The sequence below is a fragment of the Allobosea rubneri genome (genome assembly GCF_032464875.1).
GTDB classification, from domain to species: Bacteria; Pseudomonadota; Alphaproteobacteria; order Rhizobiales; family Beijerinckiaceae; genus Allobosea; species Allobosea rubneri.
Map to the genome: position 1 here is coordinate 1 of NZ_JAWDID010000039.1, position 23039 is coordinate 23039.

The following is a 23039-nucleotide window of genomic DNA, read 5'->3' on the forward strand; positions in this document are numbered from 1 at the left end:
CTGGCGGCGCATTGATCTCCGGCCTGGTCTTCGGCTGGCTGCGCTCGGTTCATCCGACCTTCGGCCGCATCCCAAGCTCGACCGTCTGGTTCATGAATTCGGTCGGCCTGAACATGTTCATCGCGGTCGTCGGCATCTCGGCCGGTCCCGGCTTCGTCAAGGGCCTGCAGACGCAAGGCGTCGGCCTCTTCCTCTGGGGCGCGCTCGCAACGACGATCCCGCTGATCCTCGCCATGTTCGCCGGCAAATTCATCTTCCGCTTCGACCCGGCGATCCTGCTCGGCGCCTGCGCCGGGGCACGCACCACGACCGCCGCGCTCGGCATGATCTGCGAGACCGCCAAGAGCCAGGTTCCCGCCCTCGGCTACACCGTGACCTATGCGGTCGGGAACACGCTCCTCACCATTTGGGGCATGGTGATCATCATGCTGCTGACCTAGCGCAGGCCAAGGAAAGACTTTCGATCTCAGCCTCTTACCGGGAGCATGTCATGGATCCTGTCACGCTGCGGACCTTCGAGACACTCAGCCCCTTCGAGATCAAGGACGAGCTGATCCGCCTCGCCAAGCTGACCGCGCAGAATTCCTCGATCGCGATGCTCAATGCCGGGCGCGGCAACCCGAACTGGGTTTCGACCACGCCACGCGAAGGCTTCTTCCTGCTCGGCCAGTTCGCGATCACCGAAAGCCGCCGGGTGATGAGCAAGCCGGCCGGGATCGGCGGCATGCCCAAGGCGGACGGCATCGCCGCACGGCTCGACGACTGGCTGGCGTCTCACAAGGATTCGCCCGGCGCCGAGTTCCTGAAGGACATGGTCGCCTTCGCCGTCAAGAAGTTCGACTTCAAGCCAGACGCCTTCGTGCACGAACTCGTCGACTCGATCATCGGCGACAACTACCCGGTACCGGACCGTATGCTCGTCCATAACGAGCGCATCGTGCACGAATACCTGATGTGGGCGATGTGCGGCGAACCGCGTCCCGCCGGCCAGTTCGACCTCTATGCCGTCGAGGGCGGTACGGCGGCGATGTGCTACATCTTCAAGTCGCTGAAGGCCAACCGTCTCCTGAACCCCGGAGACACCATCGCGCTGGCGACGCCGATCTTCACGCCCTATCTCGAAATGCCGCATCTCGAGGATTACGGGCTCAATGTCGTCACGGTCGCGGCGCCGCAGGAGAACCGCTTCCAGTTCACCGACGAAGAACTGAAGAAGCTCGAGGACCCGAAGGTCAAGGCCTTCTTCGTGGTCAATCCTGGCAATCCCTATGCGGTCGCGCTCAGCGAGGAGACGATCGCCAAGATCGTCAAGCTGGTTCAGACCAAGCGTCCCGACCTGATGCTGCTGACCGACGACGTCTACGGCACTTTCGTCAAGGGCTTCCGCGGCCTGCTCGGCGCCCTGCCGCACAACACGATCGGCGTCTATTCCTACTCCAAGTATTTCGGCTGCACCGGCTGGCGGCTCGGCGTGATCGCGATCCACCGCGACAACATCTTGGACAAGGCGATCGCGAAGCATCCCGCGAACACGCTGGCGGCGCTCGACAAGCGCTATGGTCCGCTGACCCTGAAGCCGCGCGAGATGAGGCTGATCGACCGCATCGTCGCCGATAGTCGCGACATCGCGCTCAACCACACCGCCGGCCTGTCGCTGCCGCAGCAGGTGATGATGACGCTGTTCTCGCTGTCGGAGATGATGGACGATGCCAAGCTCTACCAGAAGACCTGCATGGAGATCGTCAACTCGCGCGTCCAAAGGATGATCGAAGGCCTCGGCATCGAGGTGCCCGACAACCCACTCCATGACCGCTATTACGGCTTGGTCGACTTCGAGTTCTGGGCCAACAAATATGTCGGGCCCGAGGTGGTGGCCTACATGAAGAAGAACATCCACCCGCTCGACATCGTGTTCCGGCTCGCCGAGGACCACGGCATCGTGCTGCTCAATGGCGGCGGCTTCCACGCTCCGGACTGGTCGGTCCGCGTCTCCTTCGCCAATCTCGACGACGAGGTCTACGGGCAGATCGGCCGAGCGACGCGCGCCGTGGCACGCGGCTACCGGCAGGCCTTCGACGCCTACAACCTTGCGCTCAAGCAGAAGACCTGAAGGCGCCAGCAGCGCCACTGCAAAGGCGTGACGGCAGATCACCCCCTCCCGCGCGCCTTTCGGCGAGCGGGAGACCCGAGCGGATTTGGCTGACCAACAGCGAGTTCGGCCATGGATTTCGTCGTCGCAGCACTGCGCAACAATCCCGAGCTCGCCGTCTTCCTGACGGTCGCGCTCGGCTTCCTGATCGGGAAGCTGAAGTTCGGCAGCTTCAGCCTCGGCGTCGTCGTCGGCTGCCTTCTGGCCGGGGTCCTGGTCGGCCAGCTCGACATCAAGGTGCCGACGGTGGTGAAGGCGGTCTTCTTCGACCTCTTCCTGTTCACCACCGGCTACAAGGTCGGGCCGCAATTCTTCCGCGCCTTGAAGAAGGATGCCTTGCCGCAGGTGGCCTTGACCGTGGTGCTATGCGTCACCTGCCTGCTCACGGCGCTGACCTTCGCAAAACTGCTGAACTACGACATCGGCACCGCCGCTGGGCTATTGGCCGGGGCCTTCTCGGAATCCACCGTGATCGGCACCGCCGGCGAGGCGATCCAGCGGCTCGATCTTCCGCAGGCGGAACGCACGGCGCTCGTCAACAACATCCCCGTCGCCTATGCCGTGACCTATCTGATCGGCACCGCCGCCCTCGTCTGGTTCCTGCCTAAGGTCGGCCCGAAGCTGATGGGGATCGACCTGCGCGAAGCGGCCATGGCGACACGCTCCGAAAAGGCCGCGACCTCCACTGAATCCGAGGGCATCGTCTCCGCCGCACGCCTGTTCGATGTCCGGGCCTATCGCGTCGAGAATCCGGCGCTCCTGGACAAGACCATCGCCGAGCTGGAGGCGATGCCGAAGCAATCCCGCGTCTTCGTCTTGCGGGGCCGCAGCGGCGACACGCTTTTCGACCTTGCCTCGCCGCACCGGATCCGGGCCGGGGACATCATCGCCGTGATGGCGCGCTTCGAAGTGCACGCCGCCCGCGGCGATGTGATTGGGCCTGAAGTCTCCGATCCGGAGCTGCTGGACATTCCGCTCGAAGCGCTGGACGTGATCGTGACGAGTCGTCAGCTCGACGGCAGGTCGCTGGCGGAGTTGGCGGAGGACCAGCTCGCGCGCGGCGTCTTCCTCGCCAAGCTGACGCGCTCGGGCATCGCGATGCCGGTGATCCCGAGCACACGCCTCAATCGCGGCGACGTCCTGTCCCTGATGGGGCCGATGGCGGAGGTCGAACGCGCCGCCGCTGTGATCGGCTATCCCGACAGGCGCACGGCGGCGACCGACATGGTCTTCGTCGGACTGGGCATCTTCCTGGGCGGCCTTTTCGGCCTGCTCTCGGTCGTTGTGCTGGGCATCCCACTGACGCTGACCGCCAGCGGCGGCGCCCTGTTCATGGGGCTGGTCTTCGGCTGGCTGCGCTCGGCCTATCCCTTCTTCGGCCGCATTCCCGAACCGGCGATCTGGATCTTCGATACCGTCGGGCTCTGCGTGTTCATCGGTGTCGTCGGCCTCGGAGCCGGCCCGAGCTTCGTCGCCGGCCTGAAGGCGACGGGCATCAGCCTCGCGGCCGTCGGCCTGGTCTCGGCCCTGCTGCCGCACGTGGTTGGCATCCTGTTCGGACGCTATGTCCTGAGGATGGACCCGTTGATCGTGCTCGGCGCCTGCGCAGGCGCCGGCACCATCACTGCGGCCTTGCGCGCGGTCCAGGACGAGGCTCAAAGCAGCATCCCGGCACTCGGCTACACCGTGCCCTACGCGATCGGGAACATTCTGCTGACGGCCTGGGGCCCGGTCCTGGTCGCCCTGATGTCACTGTGATTGCGACGGTCTCGTCGTTAGAACAAGCCAAAGACCATCACAGATCAAACCGGCCGTGGCCAGGAACCGCCCTATTGGAGCTGGATATCGAAATCCTGCTTCAGGACCACCTTCCCCTCGTGCAGCACCGTATAATTGGCGCGATAAAGACCTCGTTCCCAGCCGGCCTCCGGCTTCTTCAGGCCTGAGAAGATCAGGGTCTGCGCCTGGTTTCGCTCAAGCGGCCGGGCATCGTTCCGGGCGACACGCCCGGCCGCCGGGCCCTGCAGGACCAGCGATTGGACGTCGCCCTTCTTGAGTCCGATCCCACGGACATAGGCGACGAGCGCGGGCGCATCGGCATCCGGCTGCTTCCCCCGGCCATCTGCGGCCTCCACCGCCGTCATCGTCAGGGGAGCGGTGGCAAAGCCGGCGTTCAGGACCCGTCGCGGCTCGTAGGCGAGCGAAGATCGCAGAGCAGGCTGCCAGAGCATCCGCCCCGCCCCGCACGAGTCCGGCGACGCCCCATACGCGAAGGGATCGACGATCTCGCCGCGGTGGCGGACGATGAAATGCAGATGCGGATACTCGGTCAGGCCCGACAGCCCGATCCGCCCGATCGGCTGACCGGACTCGACCCGATCACCGACGGCGACGCGCAGGCTGCCCCGGGCCATGTGGCAGTATTGCGTTTCCCAGCCATCGGCATGCCCGATCACCAGGGCATTGCCGCATTCCGAACCCTTGACCGCGTCCCGACCGGCTTCGCGGACGGATACATCGGCCACGCCGTCCCGCCGCCGCAGAACGCGGCCGGGAGCCGCCGCCAGCACGTCGACGCCGGCCCGCTGTGTCTCCATCGTCGGCAGGCGGATATCCGTCCCGTTATGGCCGTCATAGGAGAGTGTGCCGCAGCTGTAGTCCCTGGCCGAACCGGACGGGTCGGCGTCGACATAGTTCTGGATGAAGCAGTTGCGCCCGAGCTCGCATGCGACCGGCATGCCGAAGAGCGGAGGTTCTTCGGCTCCAGCTCCTGCCGTGCAGACGAAAAGGACGAGCCCGGCGGCAGGAAGGCGGCGCGTCCAGAACATGCCTTCAGGCTCCTTCGTGCCGGAAGCGATCCAGCTTTGCCGGTAATCGACCGGCGCCGATTTCGCCCGGGACGATCTGGTCGCGATAGCCATCGACGAAAGGCGACGATGTCAGAATATAGAGCAGAAAGAACTCGATCTGGCGATTGATACCGAGCTTCAGCATGATCCGCTTGATATAGGTCCTGACCGTGGCTTCCGTCAGTTCCAGGGCCTGGCCGATTCTCCATGGCGGCTCCCCCCGCAGGATGCGCTGGACGATCCTTTCCTCGGCCCAGGGCAAGCCGAAGGCGGTCGCGATCCGCTTGGCCCCCGCAGCCGGGTCGATCTGGGGGATGATGACGAGCAGGCGATCCAGATGCTGCCTGGTCGGCGCAGCGCCGATCCAGGCGAACGCGAAGGCGCGATGGTCCGTGGACAGGGGAATGATCGTGTTCGTCCAGACGCGCCCGCAGCGAAGGGGAGCCGCATCGCGCGGAGCCTGATGCAGCAGTGTGTTGACGAGCGCGTTCGGGCCGACGAGGGCCCCATGATCGAGGCGAACCGGAGCCTGCGCCAGAAGCAGTTGCCGGCCCGCATCGTTCGTTTCCAGAACCCTCAATCGGTGGTCGACCGTAAAGGCTGGAAAGGCCAGTTCCTCGAGCAGTGCATCGAGGCTCAGATCGTCTGAGCGATGCAGTGTGAAGCCGAGCGTCGTCGCCCATATGACGCTGGCGGCCCGCGAAACGCAGACGATCTCGTCGGCTGACAGAGGACGCGATCGCCAGCCTGCCAGGAAGATCAGATCGCTGCCATCGCCGCCCGGCAGGCGACCCGCCAGGGCATGCACGGGCTCGTCCTGCTCCCTGCCGAGCAGTTCCCTGACGAGCCTGTCGGCGGGATCGACCGCAAAGAGACTCTGGCCATGCCAATCCGGCCGCTGCGTCAGGCGCGTGATGACGTCTGCAGATGGTTGAACCTTGCTGTCGAACCCGACACGGACGGCCTGTCCGGCGAATCCGCTCGATCGGGCGAGCGACAGCGCGAAACATCGCTTGCATTCGAGCAGACCGAGCATGGCTCGCCCGAAGGCATCGAGAGCCAGAAGCATTGCAGTTCTGCCTGGTCGTGCCGGCGTGCTGGAATCGTCCCGCAGCATCGGGCCCTCCCTCGCTCGTTTACCCCCGGCCGTGACGTTTAGTTCTCCTTGAATGCGCGCCGGACACGGAGCATCAACGGCTGCAGCAGATAGTCCGCGAAAGTTCGCTGACCGGTCTGGATGAAGATCTCGACCGGCATTCCCGGTTGAAGAGCAGAGACATAGGCGGAGAGTTCCGGCGTTTGCTGAAGATCGACCTCGGCCTTGTACAGCGCCTTTCCTGACCTCGGTTCGATGAGCGCATCGGCTGTGACCATGGTGACGGCACCGCTGAACATCGGAGAGCGCCTGGTGCTGAAGGCAAGAATCTGCACGCGAGCCGGCTGCCCGACGCGCACCTCGTTGCGGTCGGTGGGCTTGACCTCACCCTCTACGATCAGGCGATCTTGCGTCGGAACGATGTCGAGCAGCGTTTCGCGCGGCGGGAGTATAGCGTTCAAGCTCCGCATGTTGAGGCCGACCACAATACCTCTTTCGGGGGCCCGGACCTCACTCCGATGGAGTATATCGCGAGCCGCCGTGATGCGATGCCTCGTGTCGGCGATCCGCTCGCGGGCCGCGTGACGCTGCTTTGCGATGTCTTCGATCCAGGTCAGGACGAGTTGCCGGCGCTTGTTCTCCAGTTCGGCGATCTTGCCCCGAGACTGGGCCACCGAGGAAGCATTCGTCGTAATCTGGGCTTCAGCGTCGGCCTCGGCTCGCTTGAGCGCCAGAACCTTGGGTTTTCGGGCCAGCCCCTTGGCGAGGAGGAAGTCCGAATCCTTGATCTCCTCGCGGAGGAAGGCGAGCTGGCGTTCAAGCCCGCTAGAGCTGCTCTGGAGTCCGCGGATACCATCCTCCAGCTGCAGGATCTGCTGGTCGATGAGGTGACGCTCGCCTTGCAGCGAGTCCCGCCTCGCCGCGAACTCTGCCAGCTGAGTTGCCACCGAGGCCTGCGCATCGGGAGGGATCGGGTCCGCTTTCAGCTCATCGGGAAACGAAACCGCTGCAGCTCCGGCCTGCTCTGCTTCCAGCCGGGCCTCCATGGCGAGATCGGCAAAGAGCTTGGTTTCGAGCACGCCGAGATTGGCTTCGATCTGGGTCGTGTCCAGCCGGGCAAGGAGCTGGTCGCGCTCGACCTGCTCGCCTTCCCGAACGAAGAGCGCTTTGACGATTCCGCCCTCGAGATGCTGCACGGAACGCCGCTGGGACAGCACCTTCACCACGCCGGGCGCGATCACCGCGCTGGCGAGTGGCACCGTGCCGGCCCAGATGCCGAAGATGCCGAAGAGCAGGACAATCAGCGCGGCGCCCCACAGGACGAGTGGCCCGGTCTCGGTCCGAGGACGCTCCGGCACTGCCTCCACCTGCCCCTTCACGGTTCGCGGCACCATGACGGGTAGGTCGTCCTGCACGACGCTCGGCAGCCATCGCGCCCGAGGCCCGAGATCGACGCCGGACGCCATCAGCCCCTCCCCTCGATGATGTCGGGCCTGGCTTTCTCCGTGGCGACAGGACGTGAAGGTCGCATTGGCGTGGCCCCGGCCATCGCCTGCGGGAGGACTTCGTCGGGCGGGCCGAAGGCCACCTGGACGCCGTCGCGCAGGAACAGGATCTGGTCGGCAACCGTGAACAGTCTCGGGCGATGCGTGACGATGACAAGGGTCATGCCGCGCGCCTTCGCCTCCCTAATCGCCCGGCACAGGGCCTCCTCGCCATCCGGGTCGAGATTGGAGTTGGGCTCGTCGAGCAGGATCAGCTTGCGCCTGCCAAACAAGGAGCGAGCCAATCCGATGCGCTGGCGCTGCCCGCCGGAGAGCTTGTTGCCGTCCCGGCCGATCTCGGTCTCATAGCCGTTCGGCAGCGCCAGGATCATCTGGTGAGCGTTCGCCTGCCTGGCGGCAGCGACGATATCCTCGTCCGTCGCGGTTTCATCGAAGCCGGCGATCGCTTCGGCGACGGTGCCGCCGATCAGCTCGACGTCCTGTGGCAGGTAGCCGACATAGCGGCCGAGCTGATCGGCATCCCAATGGTCGAGCGAGGCCCCGTCCAGCCGGATCGTGCCCGAGGTCGGCTTTTCGAGAGCTGCGATCATGCGCAGGAGCGTCGACTTGCCGGCACCCGTCGGGCCGATGACGACCACGACGCTCGCGGGAACGCAGCGGAAGCTGATGCCTGCGAGGGCCGCACGTCGCGCATTCGGGATGCGAAAGGTGACGGCGCTGACATCGAGCGCGCCTTGCGGCGGGGGCAGGAGCGTTCGTCGCTGGCTCATCAAGGCCGCGGCGGCGGCGGCGCGGATGTGACCCCAGGAATCGCGCGCCGAGGTCAGCGTGCGGAGGCCGGCGACGAGATGCTCCATCGGCGCCAGCGTGCGGGCGGTAAGGATGGAGCTGGCCATCAGGCTGCCGCTCAGCACCTCGTTCTGCAGCACGAGCCAGGCTCCGGCCCCGATCGCCGCGACCTGGAGAACGATCCTGACCGTGCGCGCGACCGCCGCGATCAGAGCGACCCGCTCGTTCGCCTTGACCACCGGCACCAGCGCCTCGTCGTTGAGCCGGAAGAACTCTCGGATCGCGCCTTGCGTCCAGCCCATTGCGCGCACGAGATTGGCATGTCGAACGATGCCGTCGAGGGTGCGCTGGGTGCGCTGAGCAGTCCCGGACGCCTGCGCCAGCTCGGCGCGTGCAACGTGGCCGCTCGCCAGCGCCAGCAGCAGCAGCAGCAGGGAGCCGACCAGCGCAATCGTCCCATACCAGGGATGAATGAGGTAGAGCACGACGACGAAGGCCGGCAGGAACGGCGCGTCGATCAGGGTGGTGGCGGTCCCGCTCGACAGCATGTTCCTGAGCTCGCGCACCCGGACCATGTCATGGCTTCCCGCCTCGCTCCGCCTCGCCGGATCGATGATCGAGGCCTTGAGCACGAGGGGCGCGAGCAATTGCTCGAAGCGCACGGCGAAACGGCCGAGCAGGCGGCTTCGCAGAACGTCGAAGCAGGCGCTGAAGCCGAGAGTCACGACGGCGAGGACCGTCAGTCCGATCAGAGTCTCCACGCTGCCGCTCGTGATCACCCGGTCGAAGACCTGGATCGAATAGAACGGCAGGATGAGCAGGAGCACATTGATCGCGATGCTGAAGACGACGACCCATAGCAGGGCCTGCCGTCCCGGTATCGCCAGGATCAGAGCGCGACCTCTCAATACGGCGGTCTCGGCGGTGCTTCTGGCGCGAAACGCGGAAGCGGTGCGGCTCGCAGACACGTCGGACATGTGTCCTCGGATGGGAAGAAGCGTTGATGGAGCAGTACCGGAGCTTGATGCCGCCTGGGAGCGGCCGACATTCGGCCTGGATCTCGCTCCGGTGGCAGAGAGCAAGGCGCCATTTGGCCTTCAGGAGATCCCGCATCGCGATTTCGACCAGAGCCATCCGCCTCGGAGGCCGGGCGACGAGCCCTGGCTTTGCAAGAAGGCCGATCCCGGCGACCGTATCGCCGTCAGCAACGCCATCGCCATGACTTCGCCTCCCCAGATTTCCAGCCCACGCCACTGTGGATTGCCGCGAACATCGAGCGTGCCGATTGGCCCGCTTCGCTGCCGGCCGGAGACGGCCTTGACGCCGTCAGGCGAGGCTAGGGAAGGCCGTCCGCGAGCATAATCCCCATTTGGTGACAGAAATCGCCTCTGGATGGGACGCGACCAGGGGTTCGCCATTCCGACGGCTCCCGGCTGGGCAGCTTGGCGAGGCTGGTCGCGTCCAGCACGATGAGCCACGCGCACGCAGGCGGCGCGCGTGTAATGCTTGCGGGTTCGAAGTTGAACCAAAAGACTTCGAGGCACGCAGTCAGAATAGAGCCGGCTTGCGCGGCGTTTTGTCTCCAAATGGGGATTGCGGCACACTCTGCCTCTCCGTAGCGTCCCGTGCCCTCGTAGACATGCTCGATCCCCGACGATCGATCTTGATGCGCAAGACTACGCGCAGTCGCAGTCCTGCGCCCAAACGAGGGCTGATTTCGCAACAGGGAGAACTGTTATGGCAGTCATCAATGGTACGCCCGGCGACGATATCATCCCTCCTCCTTCCACCGCGGGCGACGACGTCATCAACGGGTTCGCCGGCAATGACACGATCGATGCCGATGGCGGCAACGATCTCGTCAATGGCGGAGCCGGTGACGACGATATTCAGGGCGGCGTCGGCATCGACACGTTGAACGGCAATGCCGGTGACGACACGATCAGCGGCGGCGACGACAACGACGTCGTCAACGGCAACGCCGGCGACGACACTCTCTACGGCGATGCCGGCAACGATGTCATCGACGGGGGCACCGGCGACGACACCGCTGACGGGGGCGACGGCGACGACGTCGTGAATGGCGGCGCAGGCGTCGACACACTGAATGGCGGCGACGGCGTCGACACGATGGATGGCGGCGCCGGCAACGACACGGTGAATGGCGATGCCGGCAACGACGTGATGAACGGCGCCGGCGGAAACGACACGATGAGCGGCGGCGACGGCGATGACACCATGAATGGCGGCACCGGCAGCGACACCATGAATGGCGACGACGGTGACGACACGATGGAAGGCGGCGCCGGGGCCGATACCCTGGACGGCGGCGACGGAGACGACACCCTGAGTGGCAGCGGCGGCGGCGACACCCTAAATGGTGGGGCCGGCGTCGACGACATCAGTGGCGGCAACGGCAATGACACGCTGGACGGCGGCTCGGGCGCCGATACGCTGAACGGCGACGACGGTGACGATACGATCAGCGGCGCCGCCGGTGGCGACACCGGCTATGGCGGGGACGGCGACGACGAGATGACCGGCGGCGGCGGCAACGACACCCTGTGGGGCGATGCCGATGACGATACGATCAGCGGCGATGCCGGCAGCGACGAACTGCATGGCGGCGAAGGCGATGACGAGATCGATGGCGGCAACGGGGCCGACGACCTCTATGGCGAGGAGGGCGACGACCTGCTGACGGGTGGCCAGGGCACCGACACCTTCTATTTCGGTGACGGGGCCGACAATCCGTTCGGCGATGACGAGGTCACCGATCTCGACGTCGAGGACGAGGATGTGATCCAGGTCGATGTTCTCGATCCGGAGACAACCGTGGTGACGGTCGACGATTCCGGCGCGAGCGTGGTTCTGGATTTCGGCTTCGGCACGATCCAGATCGACGGCGTCAGCGGCGGTGGCACCTTCACGTCGATCGAGGACATCAACGACGCGCTCGGCTACGACGCGATCACGCTCGTGTAACGGCGCGGCGCTCGAGGGTGGCGGCGCTCTCCCGCCGCCACCCGGGAAACCGCAGCCTTCCTGGACACGGCCGTTTCGAAACAGCGGACCGCTCCATCAATCGAGCTCTCCCTGCGCCTCCGAAAGATTGCGCCAGCCGGCTCCGGCCATCGTCATCGCCAGCGCGGCACAGGCCATCAGGGCCGCGGCTAGAACGATGGGCAGCGCATGCCCCAGCCCGCCCAGCCCGCCGGATACGACGGAGGAGATGGTCCAGCCCATCGCTGCCGCCGACCCTACCATGCCGAGGATCCAGCCCTGCCGCTCGGGCGTCACCCGGTCCGACAGCATGGTGACGATCGAGGGATAGGCGATGTTGATGGTGATGCCCGCCATCAGCCCGGCGGCATAGACCTGATAGGCCGAGGTCGCCATCAGGCACAGCACCATGGTCGCCGCATTCAGCCCGAGCCCCGCCACCGCCAGTGTTCGCATCTCGAAACGCTCGGCCAGGATCGGCTGGACGAGCCCGTTGGAAACGCAGAAGCCGATGCCGATGATCGCCATGAACACGCCGACCTCGGACAGGGTCAGATCGAGGCTCGGGGCTTCCATGAGATAGACCGAGACGAAGACGAAGAAGCCGCCCCAGGCGACCTGCATCAGGATGAAGCAGCCGAGGATGCCGCGCACGAGCCCGTCTCCCGCCGCGTCCCGGAAGCAGCGCACCCCTTCCCATAGCGAGATGCTGGACCAGTCGATCCGCCGCTCGGCGGCAGGCTCCTCGCGGTAGCGGGCGAGGAGCAGGAGCGCGATCACGGTCAGAATGGTGCAGAAATGCAGCGGCGCCGCGAAGGAGACCTGGGAGAGGCCCGTCGCCAGCACCGGTCCGAGCACGAAGCCGAGCGAGGAGAACAGCATGCTGTAGCTCAGCAGCCGGGCCTTGTTGCCGCCGAGGTCGACCAGCGCCGCCTGGGCGGTCGATTGCGCCGCAGCCGTCGCCCCGCCGATCATTCGCCCCAGGAACAGCAAGGCCAGGCTGCCGAACTCGATCGCCAGCCCGGCGAGGATGTTGCCCAGCAGCAGCCCGGCCGCGCAGAGCAGCAGTACGGGCCGGCGCCCCCATTGGTCCGACAGCCGGCCGAGCACCGGGGCCATGTAGAGCATCAGGAGGACATAGGTCGCCACCAGAAGGCCGCTGACGAAATTGCGCAGCGGCAGCGAGGCCTCCGGCAGGAACACCAGCGTCGCCTGGTCGATCAAGAGCGGGCCGAGCAGCGGGATGATGATCGTCGCGCTGATCGAGTCGACCAGGATCAACAGATAGAGCGCGATCATGCCGACGCGCCGACAGGCTCGCTAGCATGCGCCAGCAGGCTGGTCCGCATCCGGTCGGCGAGGTCCCGGATCGCCTCCGCATCGTAGTTGATGGCGGAATACTGGAAGCGGACCTTGAGCCGGCCCTCGGTGATGATAGCCATCAGATAAAGCCGGAAATCCGCCGGGTTATCCGCATGGGCGTGGTTCTTCAGATAAAGCAGCTCGTCTTCCGGCTTCTCGAAGACCGCGCCCCGGAAGCTGCTGTCCCAGGTCTCGCCGAAGAAGTTGTAGAGGATCTTGACCTGGTCCTGCCCGGCCAGCTCCGCTCCGCGCGGGTGATAGGCCCTGAGCGCGCCATGGGCGATGCCGTGATCCGGCATGGCCCGCAATTGCCCGGCCACATCCTTCAGCCCGCCCGAGAGCACAATCGGCGTATGGCTGGTGAACCAGCCGCAGATCCGGGTGGGATCGCTCTCCCCCACCACCGATTCGCGCCCATGGCCCACCACATGCAGCATCAGGCGGTCCTGACCGGTCGCCTCCAGGAGCGCCGCGGCGACACGCTCGTAGGCGTTGGGCGGCACGGCGTCCAACATATCGCTCTCATAGGTGACGATGTCCCTCTGGCGCGCGCCCGGCCGCTCATTGTCGGCGCCGAAAGTCGGCCCCTGCTGGCCGAGCCAGAAAGGCAGCTGCGCTTCGGCTTCCGGGCTGCTGGCGAAGGCGATCAGCTCCTCCACCCAGCCCTTGTAGGATCCGCCCGAGGGTGGCAGCGCCTCGCCGAGATAGGCGCGCTGGAGATCCGAAACCAGCGCGCCCCAGGACAGGCCGTCGGTCACCAGGTGATGGCAGATCAGCACGAGGCGCTGTCCGTCCTCGGTGTTGAACAGTCCCGCGCGCATGATCGGTCCCCGCGCAATGTCGAGGGTCTCCTGCATCCGCGCCGCCCGCGCGCCGACTTCGGCCAGCGGGATGTCGGCGCATTCGAGCGGCACCTCGACCTCGTCCTCGGCGTAGAACTGGCGCGCGCCGTCGTATCTCAGGCGCAGCGCGTCGTGATGGGCGACCAGCTTCGCGAGCGCCGTCCTCAGGCGATCCGCCTCGACCGCGCAGCGGAAGACGGCCGAGACGTTGAACTGCTCCGGCCGTTCCGTCGCCCAGGAGAAGTAGTAGCGCTGCATGGGAGAGAGCGGCACCTCGCCGGTCGCCATGCCCGTCTCCACCTTGCGGGCGGGCGTCAGGCTCTGTGCCAGCTCGGCGATGGTGGGCGTGCGCTGCAGCGTGGCGGGGTCGAACGGCACGCCCGCCTCCCGCGCCCTGATGCCCAGCAGGACGGCGAGCAGGGAATCCCCGCCAAGCGCATAGAAATTGTCGTGAATGCCGATAGGCTCGTGCTCCAGCACGAACTGCCAGACGTCGACCAGCGCAGCCTCGATCGGCGTCCGCGGCGCCACATAGGGCAGATCATCGGCCGTGCGGGCCACTTCGACTCGTGGCAGCGACTTGCGGTCGACCTTGCCATTCGCCGAAAGCGGAATCCGGTCGAGCTGCGCGAACACGCGCGGGATCATGTAGTAGGGCAACCGGTCCTGCAGCGCTGCGCGCATCTCGGCGGCGTCGAGCGGCGTGCTGGAGACCACATAGGCCACCAGGAACTTGCCCTTCCGATCCGGCTGCTCCTGGCCGTCCACGATCGCGGCCTTCACACCGGGCAGCGACTGGATCGCCCCCTCGATCTCGCCGAGCTCGATGCGGAAACCGTTGATCTTGACCTGGAAGTCGGCGCGGCCGAGGAACTCGACTTGGCCGTCCGGCAACCAGCGGCCGAGATCGCCGGTGTAGTAGATGCGCTCCCCGGTGGCCGGGTAGGTGACGAAGGCGGCGTCGGTTTTTTCCTGATCCTTCCAATAACCGCGCGCCAGACAGACCCCGCCCATGAAGATCCGGCCCGGCATGAAGGGCGGGCACTGGTTCAGGCCGGAATCGAGCACCAGCATCTTCTGGTTCAGCATGGCCCGGCCATAGGGGATGGTGGTCCAGATCGGATCGACCTCTCCGATTCGGTACCAGTTGGAGATGATCGAGGTCTCGGTCGGTCCGCCGACGCTCCAGAGCACCGCATCAGGGGCGAGCTGGCGAATGCGCTCCGGCAGGTCGACGGGAATCTTGTCGCCGCCCATCATGAACACGCGCATGCTCGGCATCGGCTCGCCCGACTGCGCCCACATGTCCACATACATGGGAACGCTGGTCCAGATGCTGGCCTGATGCTGGCGGGCGATCTCGACCCAGTGGAGCGGCTCGAGATGACGGTTCTCGTCGGGGATCACCACCCCGGCGCCGGCCGAGAGCATGCCGAAGATGTCGTAGACCGAGAGGTCGAAGGCGAAATCGGAGAGCTGCAGAGAACGGTCGCCGGGACCGACGCGATGTTCCTCATTGGCATTGCGCAGTGTGTTCATCACGCTGAAATGGGTCAGCGTCACGCCCTTCGGCTTGCCGGTCGAGCCCGAGGTGAACAGCACATAGCAGATGTCGCCGAGCGCGTTGACCGAGGTCGGACGCGTGTCCGGCTCGCCCGCCCACAAGGCCTGGTCGTCGACCGCGAGCCCGGGACGGCCGAGGCGCTCCACAACCCGCTTCTGGGACAAAACCACCGCGACATCGCCCTGGGAGATCACGGCGTCCATGCGCTCGGCCGGCCAGCCGGCATTGATCGGCAGATAGCCGCCGCCCGCCTTCAGGATGGCCATGCAGGCCACCGCCTGCTCCCAGCCCTTTTCCATCATCACGCCGACCAGCGTGTTCGGCTTGACGCCGCGGCGGCGCAGGCCGTGGGCGATGCGGTTGGTCAGCCGCTCCATCTCGCCATAGCTGATCACCCGCTCGCGCGTCAGCAGGGCCGGAGCCGCGGGTTGCCGCTCGGCCCAGTCGGAGAAGGCGTCGTGGAGCAATTGCAGATCGCTGCGCGGCGCGGGCGCCGGTGTCCAGTCACGCTCGATGCGCTCGACTTCGGCGGGAGTTGCGAGCATCAGCTTCGAGAGCGGCGCATGCGGCTCAGCGGCGACGAGATCGGCCAGGACCGAGAGATGCGCCGCAATCTCCTCCACGAAGCGGCGGGTGAACTGGCGGGCGCTGTATTGCAGGCGCAAATCGAGCCGGTCCCCTTCGGCGAACGCGAGGAACAAGAGGTCGTTCTGGCAATCCACGGTCTCGAGCGGCAGCGGCGTCCCGAGTTCGAACGGCCAGAGCGGCTTCGCCCAGGAGACCGAAACGTTTGGTAGCTGGACCGCGTCCGAGGGCCGCGCCTTGCGCAGGCCCGCGATCACCTCCTGGAACGACAGACGGTCATGCGCGCGGGTTGCCCGCCGCTGCTCCTGCACCTGCGCCACGAGCTGCGCGAAGGAAAGTTCGGGCGTAAAGCTCGCAGTCGCGATCAGCGAGTTGACGAACGAACCCATGGACCGCGCGAACTCCTTGCCGCGCAGATCGGTGGGATAGAGCACCGCCACCATCTCCTGCTCGGTATAGCGGTGGATTAGCGCCTGGATCAGGGCGAGCGTGGTGATGAACGGGCTCACATTCATCTGCGGCAGGCGCAGGGAGAAATAGAGGTTGCCGTCCTGCTCGCCGGCATAGCTCTCACGCCTTGTCGGCAGGCCGGCGCGGAAATCGGACTGCGCCAGCGTCCCCGCCCAATAGGCCCTGTCGGCCTCGCGCTCCGGACTCTCCAGATAGGCGGTCTCATGCGCGCGCCAGGCTTCGGGACCCGGCCCCGGTTCCGTCACGGCCCGGCCGTGATAGCGGGCGCTCACCTCCTCCAGCAGCAGCAGGATGGAGCCGCCGTCCAGAATGAGGTGGCTGCCGTTGACGACGAAGATGTCGTTGCAGAGCACGAAGCGGAACAGCGGGCCGTTTTCCATGTCGAACGGCTTGGTGATCGCCCATTCCCAGCTGTCCGCGTACTCCAGCACCTGGGCCGGCGTCTCCTTGACGACCTGGAACGGCTTGCCGTCCACCTCGGTCACCACCGAGCGCAGCGCCGGATGGGCGTCCACCGTCGCGCGCAGCGCCTGTTCCAGCCTTTGCGGATCGACGTTCGCAGCGAGGCGGTAGACGAACGGCACGAAATAGGCGGAGCTGTCCGGCGCCCTCTTGCACTCCAGCCAGATCCGCTGGGTCACGACCGCAAGAGGGATGGCGAGAGGGGCGTTCGGCGTAACGGCGTTCATAGTGGCAGCTCCGACGCTGGTGTGCGACGCTTGGGGAAGCGAGACGCAGAGGGGATGAGCGCGGCCGGCGGGCCGGAGGACGAGGAGGGGACCTCACGGCGTCCACGTCCCGAGGCAAGCAAAGGCGGCCTCATCGAAGGCTCGGAGCCGGCACACGCCCGCGCAAGCCCGCCGGCGCAATGTTCGGGGGCACCGAGGTCAGGCTGCTTCCGCCACATCCGGCCCGCGAGATGCTGCCTCTCGTCGATCGCGATGCGATAGGCTTGCCCCTCGTCAGTTCGAGACCCGGCCGCTGCGAGATCGCTCATGGGCACTCCCCCCGCGCGGCAACTCCGCCCAACAAATGATGGCGAAGATTTTAATGATCAGGCAGACAATTGCGGCGTGAGATAAGCAGAAATACCGCAGATACACCTTTGATATGAATGGAAATCATTGGAATAAATTAGAATGAAAGAGCAATATGTGTTGGATCGACATACCGTTCTAAGATGAGTGCTTTGAACATCGGCACGGCCTATCGGGAGGCTTCAAGGTCATTCTGGCCTGGATGTCAGCTTTGCCGGACCGCGTCGGAATTTGGCCAATGCCTGGAAATGGGCGCCAGCATCTGGGCGAGCCGGCAATTGGCCACGCCAGACATCGGGCGTTCTCTTGTCGAACCCGATGGTTCTGCAAAAGCCCTCAGAAGATCGATATTTCGCGCGGTGGCCTCACATCGGCGTGAATTGCATCTGCCCTGACGACTTCGAACTCAGTCGACATCGGTCGGTGCGAGCCGGCGGGCATACCGGCGCAGAATTGCCTCGAATGCAGCCAGTGCGGGCGATACGGAACGCCCGCTCGGCCGGATCATCACGATATCCCGGGCGATCGCCGGATTCGACAGCGGCCGGGCGAGGATTCTGCGATGCGGCGCGGCAGCGCGCGCATAGGTCGGCAGCACGGCGACGCCGAGACGGGCCTCGACCAGCGCCAGCGCCGTCGTGATCTGCGACACCTCATAGGCCGGCAGCAGCGGAATGCCGACCGTCTCATAGGCGACCTCGACCAGGAGCCGGATGCCGCTGTCTCGGGTCAGTGTGATCAGCGGCTCGCCTTGCAGCTCGCGCCAATCGACCGTCGCGCCTGCGAAGCGGCTGCCGGGGCTGCAGAACAGCATCAGATTGTCGCGCGCCATCGGGATGCGCTCGATGCCGTCCTCGACCGCAGCGAAGGTGCCAAGGCCGCAATCGACGCGGCTCGTCCTGACGGCCTCGATGATCGTCTCGGTACGCGCATCGAGCACCCCGACCTGCACGCCGGGAAAACGCTCGCGCATCTCCGCAATCGCCTCGGGCAGGATCGCCGCCGCCAGCAGCGGCGGGGCTGCCACGGTGATCCGGCCGCGCCGACGTTCGGCGAGATCGTTGGCATTCTGGATGGCGAGGTCGAGATCGTGGACGATCTTGGCCGATGCGCCCTGGAACTCCCGTCCGCCTTCCGTCAGCTCGACCCGACGTGTCGTGCGGTCGAACAGGCGGATGCCGAGGGCCTGCTCCAGATCGCGAACCAGTTGCGACAGCGCCGGTTGCGCCATGTGCAGGCGCTCCGCCGCCTTGGTGAAGGTGCCGAGTTCGGCGACGGCGAGGAAGGCCTGGATCTGCCGCAAGGTGACTGCCATACCGATTTATAAGCATGTCGTATGAATTCAGACAAATAAGCTGAATTCCATATGACGATCGCCGCAACCATCATGCCTCGACATCGCGCCCTTGGCCGCTCCGTTCGAGGCTCTCCATGACCGCCTATCCCGACCTCCAGCTCTATATCGGCGGCGCCTGGCGCAAGACCTCCAGCAGCCTGCCCGTGCTCAATCCGGCCGATGAGAGCGTGATCGGTTCTGTTCCTGTCGCTGGCCGTGCCGATCTCGACGATGCGCTGGCTGCGGCCAAGGAGGGCTTCAGGGTCTGGAGCCGGACCTCGCCGCGTGCCCGTGGCGAAATCATGCTCAAGGCCGCGGCGCTGATGCGCGCCCGTATCGACGAGATCGCCCATGCGATCACGCTCGAGCATGGCAAACCCTTCCTCCAGGCGCAGCTCGAGGTGATCAGGGGCTGTGAGTTCTTCGAATGGGACGCAGCCGAGGGCCAGCGCACCTATGGAAGGGTGATCCCGAGCGAGCCAGGCATCAAGTATGTCGTGATGCACCAGCCGATCGGCATGGTCGCGGCCTTCTCGCCCTGGAACTTTCCGATGAGCCAGCCGGCGCGCAAAATCGCCGGCGCGCTCGCGGCAGGCTGCTCGATCATCCTGAAGGCCGCCGAGGAGACGCCGGCCGGCGCGCTCCACATCGCCCGCGCCTTGCACGATGCCGGCCTGCCGCCCGGCGTGTTCAACCTCGTCTTCGGCGTGCCCGCCGAGATCTCCTCCTACCTGATCCCGCAGGAGCAGACCCGGCTGATCGCCTTCACCGGCTCGACCGCGGTCGGCAAGCACCTGACGCGCATCGCCGCCGACCATATGAAGCCGGTGCTGATGGAGCTCGGCGGCCATGCCCCGGTGATCGTCTGCGACGATGTCGATCCGGTCGCGGCCGCGACGGCCTCGGCAATCCGCAAGTCGCGCAATGCCGGCCAGGTCTGCACCTCGCCGACGCGCTTCTTCGTGCAGGAACCGATCTATGAGGCCTTCGCCAGGACCTTCGCCGAGAAGGCGCGGTCGGTCGTGATCGGCAATGGCCTCGATGCCGCAACGCAGATGGGCCCGGTCGCCAATCATCGCCGCATCGAGGCGATGGAGGCGTTGGTCGCGGACGCCCGCGCCAAGGGCGCCCGCGTTCTCGCCGGCGGCGAGCGCATCGGCAATCGCGGCTATTTCTTCCCGGTGACCGTGCTGGCCGACGTGCCGGATGATGCCAGGGTCATGCGCGAGGAGCCGTTCGGGCCGCTCGCGGTGATCAATCCGGTGTCGACGCTGGACGATGCGATCGCCAAGGCGAACGGCCTGCCCTTCGGCCTCGCCGCCTATGCCTTCACCCATTCCGCCAGCCGGGCCGACCGGCTCGCCGACGAGATCGAGGCCGGCAATGTCTCGATCAACACGCTGGAAGCCTCGGTCGCCGAGGTGCCGTTCGGCGGGGTCAAGGACAGCGGCTACGGCCGCGAGGGCGGCGCCGAGGGTCTCTCGCACTACACGATCGTCAAGAACGTCTCGCACCGCATGGCGATTTGACCGGCGGGCGACAGGGAGACAGCTCAGATGAAATACGCCAGGAAGGACGCGAAGGCTTACACCCGCGCCAATATGAAGGGCATCTGGGCGGCGGCGTTGACACCCTTCACCTCGTCGCTCGCCATCGACGAAGACGGCTTTCGCGAGAACATCCGGCACTGGACGCAGGATCTCGGGATCGACGGCCTGTTCATCGCCGGCAAGCAGGGCGAGTTCTTCTCGATGTCGGTCGAGGAGCGCAAGCGCAGCTTCGAGCTCGCGGTCGGGGCCACCGCCGGCCGCGGGCAGACGATCATGTCCTGCTCCGACCAGAACATGGACGTCGTCATCGAACTCGCCAAGCACGCCCAGCAGGTCGGCGCCGACTACATCGTCGTGCATGCGCCGCTACTGCACTTCTTCAAGGCGCAGGACGAGACGCTCTACGAGTACTACCGGACCATCGCCGAACAGGTCGATATCGGCATCGCGCTCTGGAGCCATCCGGACTCCGGCTATCTGATGAGCCCGCAGCTCTGCAACCGCCTCGCCGACATCGAGAACGTCGTCGCGATCAAATACAGCGTGCCGCGCGCCATGTACGCCGAGCTGACGAGGCTCGCGGGCGACCGCATCCTGGTCAGCACCGCCTCGGAGGAGGAATGGCTCGACAACATCGTCGAGCTCGGCTGGCAGGTCTATCTCTGCTCCTCGCCGCCCTACCTGATCCAGACGGCGAACGACCGGCGCATGCGCGACTACACCGATCTTGCCTTCGCCGGCGAGATCGACAAGGCGCAGGCCATCCGCGACAGCCTCAATCCAGTGCGCGAGGCACTGCGCACGACCCGGCCAGCCGAGAAGCCGCATGCGCACCAGAAATACTGGCAGGAACTGCTCGGCCAGGTCGGCGGGCGCGTGCGCGCGCCGCTGCTCGAGCTGACCGAAGCCGAGAAGGCGTCAACGCGCGCGGCTTTCGAGAATTGCGGGCTCAAGCTCGCGGCAGGCCGCGCCCTTGCGAAGGCCGACTGAAACGCGGCTAGGATGGAACAACCGGGAGAGACGGATATGGCGACCGAAGGACGGCTGAAGGCCTTCAACTTCAAGAAATGGATCGCAGAGAACGAGCACCTGCTGAAGCCGCCGGTCGGCAACAAGAAGGTGTTCGACGACGGCCAAATGACCGTGATGGTCGTCGGCGGGCCGAACCAGCGCGCCGACTTCCACGACGACCCGGTGGAGGAGTTCTTCTACCAGCTCAAGGGCGACATGATGCTCAAGCTGGTCGACGACGGGAAGCACTACGACGTCACGATCCGCGAGGGCGACGTCTTCCTGCTGCCGCCGCATGTGCGCCACTCGCCTCAGCGCCCGCAGGAGGGCTCGATCGGCCTCGTGGTCGAGCCGGCGCGCCACCCCGACCAGGTCGACGGCTTCGAATGGTACTGCTTCGAGTGCAATGGCCTGGTGCATCGCATCGAGCTGAAGGTCGGGGATCTCGTGAAGGACCTGCCGCCGCTCTACGAAGCCTTCTTCGCCGACGAGAAGGCGCGGACCTGCAAGCAGTGCGGCGCCCTCCATCCCGGCAGGAAGCCGCCGGCCGGCTGGGTCGCGCTTTGAGGAATTCCGGCGCCGCAGCCAGGCTGCGGCGCCACAAGACCTGAGCGCGGCGGCGCAGAAACGCCGCGCAAAAAATGATCTCAGAGGCAAAACGACAACAACGGGAGCTCAAGATGAAACTGCGCGGATTGCTTTTCGGCATTGCGGCTGCCCTTGCCGCCACGACCGCTCTCGCCCAGCAACCGGTCAAGATCGGCATGGTGACCACGCTGTCCGGACCGGGCGGCTATCTCGGCCAGGATATTCGCGACGCCTTCAAGCTCGCCATCGACATGAACGGCGGCAAGCTCGGCGGCGTGCCGGTCGAGCTCGTGGTCGAGGACGATGCGCTGAAGCCCGGCCAGGGCAAGCAGATCGCCGAGAAGATGCTGAAGACCGACGGCATCAAGATCATGACCGGCATCGTCTTCTCGAACGTCGCCGGCGCGACCGTGCCCGATATCGTCGATGCGGGGGCGCTCTATGTCAGCCCCAATGCGGCGCCGTCGAACTTCGCCGGCAAGGAGTGCAACGAGAACTATTTCGTCGTTTCCTGGCAGAACGACAGCCTGCATGAGAGCGCCGGCCAGCACGCCACCAATCTCGGCTATAAAAAGGCGTTCATCCTTGCCCCGAACTACCAGGCCGGCAAGGATGCGCTCGCCGGCTTCAAGCGCCTGTTCAAGGGCGAGGTCGTCGGCGAGGTCTATACCCGCCTAGATCAGACCGATTTCGCGCCCGAGATGGCGCAAATCCGCGCGGCCAATCCCGACGTCGTCTTCCAGTTCCATCCCGGCGGCCTCGGCATCGCCTTCCTGCGCCAGTATCAGCAGGCGGGCCTCCTCGGCAAAACCCCGATGGTGCTGGCCGAGCCTTCACTCGATTCAACCACGCTCAAGGCCGTAGGCGAGGCCGCGCTCGGCCTCAGCGTGACCGCGCACTGGAACACCGACTTCGACAACGCCTCGAACAAGGCCTTCGTCGAGGCCTTTACCAAGGCCTATAACCGCGTGCCGACCTACTATGCCAGCCAGGGCTACGACACCGCCCTCGCCATCGCCTCGGCACTGAAGGCGACCGGCGGCAAGACCGATGTGCCGGCGCTGCGCAAGGCGCTCGCCAAAGCCGATTTCCAGTCGGTGCGCGGCGCCTTCAAGTTCGGCCCGAACCAGCATCCGGTTCAGGACTGGTATGCGCTCAAGGTCGAGAAGGGCGCGGACGGGACACCGGTGCTGAAGACCTCTGGCAAGGTGCTGAGCAATCACAGCGACGCCTACGCCAAGGACTGCAAGCTCTGAGCCGACGCGTCTTGCGCACCGACCATGACGGATAGGGCGCAGGGAA

The 23039-nt window shown here is 65.8% G+C and carries 15 protein-coding genes; 8 read left to right on the forward strand and 7 right to left on the reverse strand.

Going from position 1 to position 23039, the window contains the following annotated elements:
- From RKE40_RS20930 to aspT, 3 genes are all read left to right on the forward strand, one after another.
- Nucleotides 1–440, forward strand: a 440-nt coding sequence (locus RKE40_RS20930) for an aspartate-alanine antiporter-like transporter (RefSeq protein ID WP_449249309.1), incomplete at its 5' end; no start/stop codon positions are given.
- Between the two features lie 50 nt (nucleotides 441–490).
- Nucleotides 491–2110: a bifunctional aspartate transaminase/aspartate 4-decarboxylase gene (locus RKE40_RS20935; RefSeq protein ID WP_316020151.1), complete on the forward strand. Its 1620-nt coding sequence runs from the start codon at nucleotides 491–493 to the stop codon at nucleotides 2108–2110.
- 111 nt (nucleotides 2111–2221) lie between these two features.
- A complete protein-coding gene (gene aspT, locus RKE40_RS20940) occupies nucleotides 2222–3907 on the forward strand; it encodes an aspartate-alanine antiporter (protein ID WP_316020152.1) in 1686 nt (561 codons plus the stop codon).
- A 71-nt stretch (nucleotides 3908–3978) separates the two neighbouring features.
- Here aspT and RKE40_RS20945 read toward each other — a convergent pair whose 3' ends face one another.
- Genes RKE40_RS20945 through RKE40_RS20960 form a run of 4 tightly spaced genes read right to left on the reverse strand, consistent with a single transcriptional unit; the run spans nucleotide 3979 to nucleotide 9365 of the window.
- Nucleotides 3979–4977, reverse strand: a complete 999-nt coding sequence (locus tag RKE40_RS20945) for a M23 family metallopeptidase (protein ID WP_316020153.1) — start codon at nucleotides 4975–4977, stop codon at nucleotides 3979–3981.
- Nucleotides 4978–4981: 4 nt separating this feature from the next.
- Nucleotides 4982–6115 (reverse strand): helix-turn-helix transcriptional regulator, encoded by a 1134-nt coding sequence (locus RKE40_RS20950; protein ID WP_316020154.1) that lies wholly within the window; start codon nucleotides 6113–6115, stop codon nucleotides 4982–4984.
- A gap of 38 nt (nucleotides 6116–6153) precedes the next feature.
- Complete coding sequence (locus RKE40_RS20955) at nucleotides 6154–7560, reverse strand: HlyD family type I secretion periplasmic adaptor subunit (protein ID WP_316020155.1); 1407 nt, start codon at nucleotides 7558–7560, stop codon at nucleotides 6154–6156.
- The gene (locus RKE40_RS20960) at nucleotides 7560–9365 is read right to left on the reverse strand and encodes a type I secretion system permease/ATPase (RefSeq protein WP_316020156.1); all 1806 of its coding nucleotides are present in this window, start codon (nucleotides 9363–9365) and stop codon (nucleotides 7560–7562) included. The genes RKE40_RS20955 and RKE40_RS20960 overlap by 1 nt, the downstream gene beginning before the upstream one ends.
- Before the next feature lie 760 nt (nucleotides 9366–10125).
- Here RKE40_RS20960 and RKE40_RS20965 point away from each other — a divergent pair.
- Nucleotides 10126–11373 (forward strand): calcium-binding protein, encoded by a 1248-nt coding sequence (locus RKE40_RS20965; protein ID WP_316020157.1) that lies wholly within the window; start codon nucleotides 10126–10128, stop codon nucleotides 11371–11373.
- A gap of 96 nt (nucleotides 11374–11469) precedes the next feature.
- Here the strand turns inward: RKE40_RS20965 and RKE40_RS20970 are convergent, their stop codons facing one another.
- The 3 genes from RKE40_RS20970 to RKE40_RS20980 form a co-directional block, all read right to left on the reverse strand.
- The gene (locus tag RKE40_RS20970; protein WP_316020158.1) at nucleotides 11470–12690 is read right to left on the reverse strand and encodes an MFS transporter; all 1221 of its coding nucleotides are present in this window, start codon (nucleotides 12688–12690) and stop codon (nucleotides 11470–11472) included.
- Complete coding sequence (locus RKE40_RS20975) at nucleotides 12687–16904, reverse strand: amino acid adenylation domain-containing protein (RefSeq protein ID WP_316020159.1); 4218 nt, start codon at nucleotides 16902–16904, stop codon at nucleotides 12687–12689. The genes RKE40_RS20970 and RKE40_RS20975 overlap by 4 nt, the downstream gene beginning before the upstream one ends.
- Before the next feature lie 754 nt (nucleotides 16905–17658).
- On the reverse strand, nucleotides 17659–18567 hold the full coding sequence (locus tag RKE40_RS20980) for a LysR family transcriptional regulator (RefSeq protein WP_316020160.1): 909 nt from the start codon (nucleotides 18565–18567) through the stop codon (nucleotides 17659–17661).
- A 116-nt stretch (nucleotides 18568–18683) separates the two neighbouring features.
- On the opposite strand from RKE40_RS20980, the gene RKE40_RS20985 reads away from it, so the two are divergent.
- The 4 genes from RKE40_RS20985 to RKE40_RS21000 all read left to right on the forward strand — a co-directional run bounded on the left by RKE40_RS20985 (nucleotide 18684) and on the right by RKE40_RS21000 (nucleotide 22993).
- Nucleotides 18684–20117 carry an NAD-dependent succinate-semialdehyde dehydrogenase gene (locus RKE40_RS20985; RefSeq protein WP_316020161.1) on the forward strand — a complete coding sequence of 478 codons (1434 nt, stop codon included), beginning with the start codon at nucleotides 18684–18686 and terminating at the stop codon, nucleotides 20115–20117.
- A gap of 27 nt (nucleotides 20118–20144) precedes the next feature.
- Nucleotides 20145–21128: a dihydrodipicolinate synthase family protein gene (locus RKE40_RS20990; RefSeq protein ID WP_316020162.1), complete on the forward strand. Its 984-nt coding sequence runs from the start codon at nucleotides 20145–20147 to the stop codon at nucleotides 21126–21128.
- 36 nt (nucleotides 21129–21164) lie between these two features.
- A complete protein-coding gene (locus RKE40_RS20995; RefSeq protein ID WP_316020163.1) occupies nucleotides 21165–21716 on the forward strand; it encodes a 3-hydroxyanthranilate 3,4-dioxygenase in 552 nt (183 codons plus the stop codon).
- A gap of 113 nt (nucleotides 21717–21829) precedes the next feature.
- A complete protein-coding gene (locus RKE40_RS21000; RefSeq protein WP_316020164.1) occupies nucleotides 21830–22993 on the forward strand; it encodes an ABC transporter substrate-binding protein in 1164 nt (387 codons plus the stop codon).
- Nucleotides 22994–23039 lie beyond the last annotated feature (46 nt).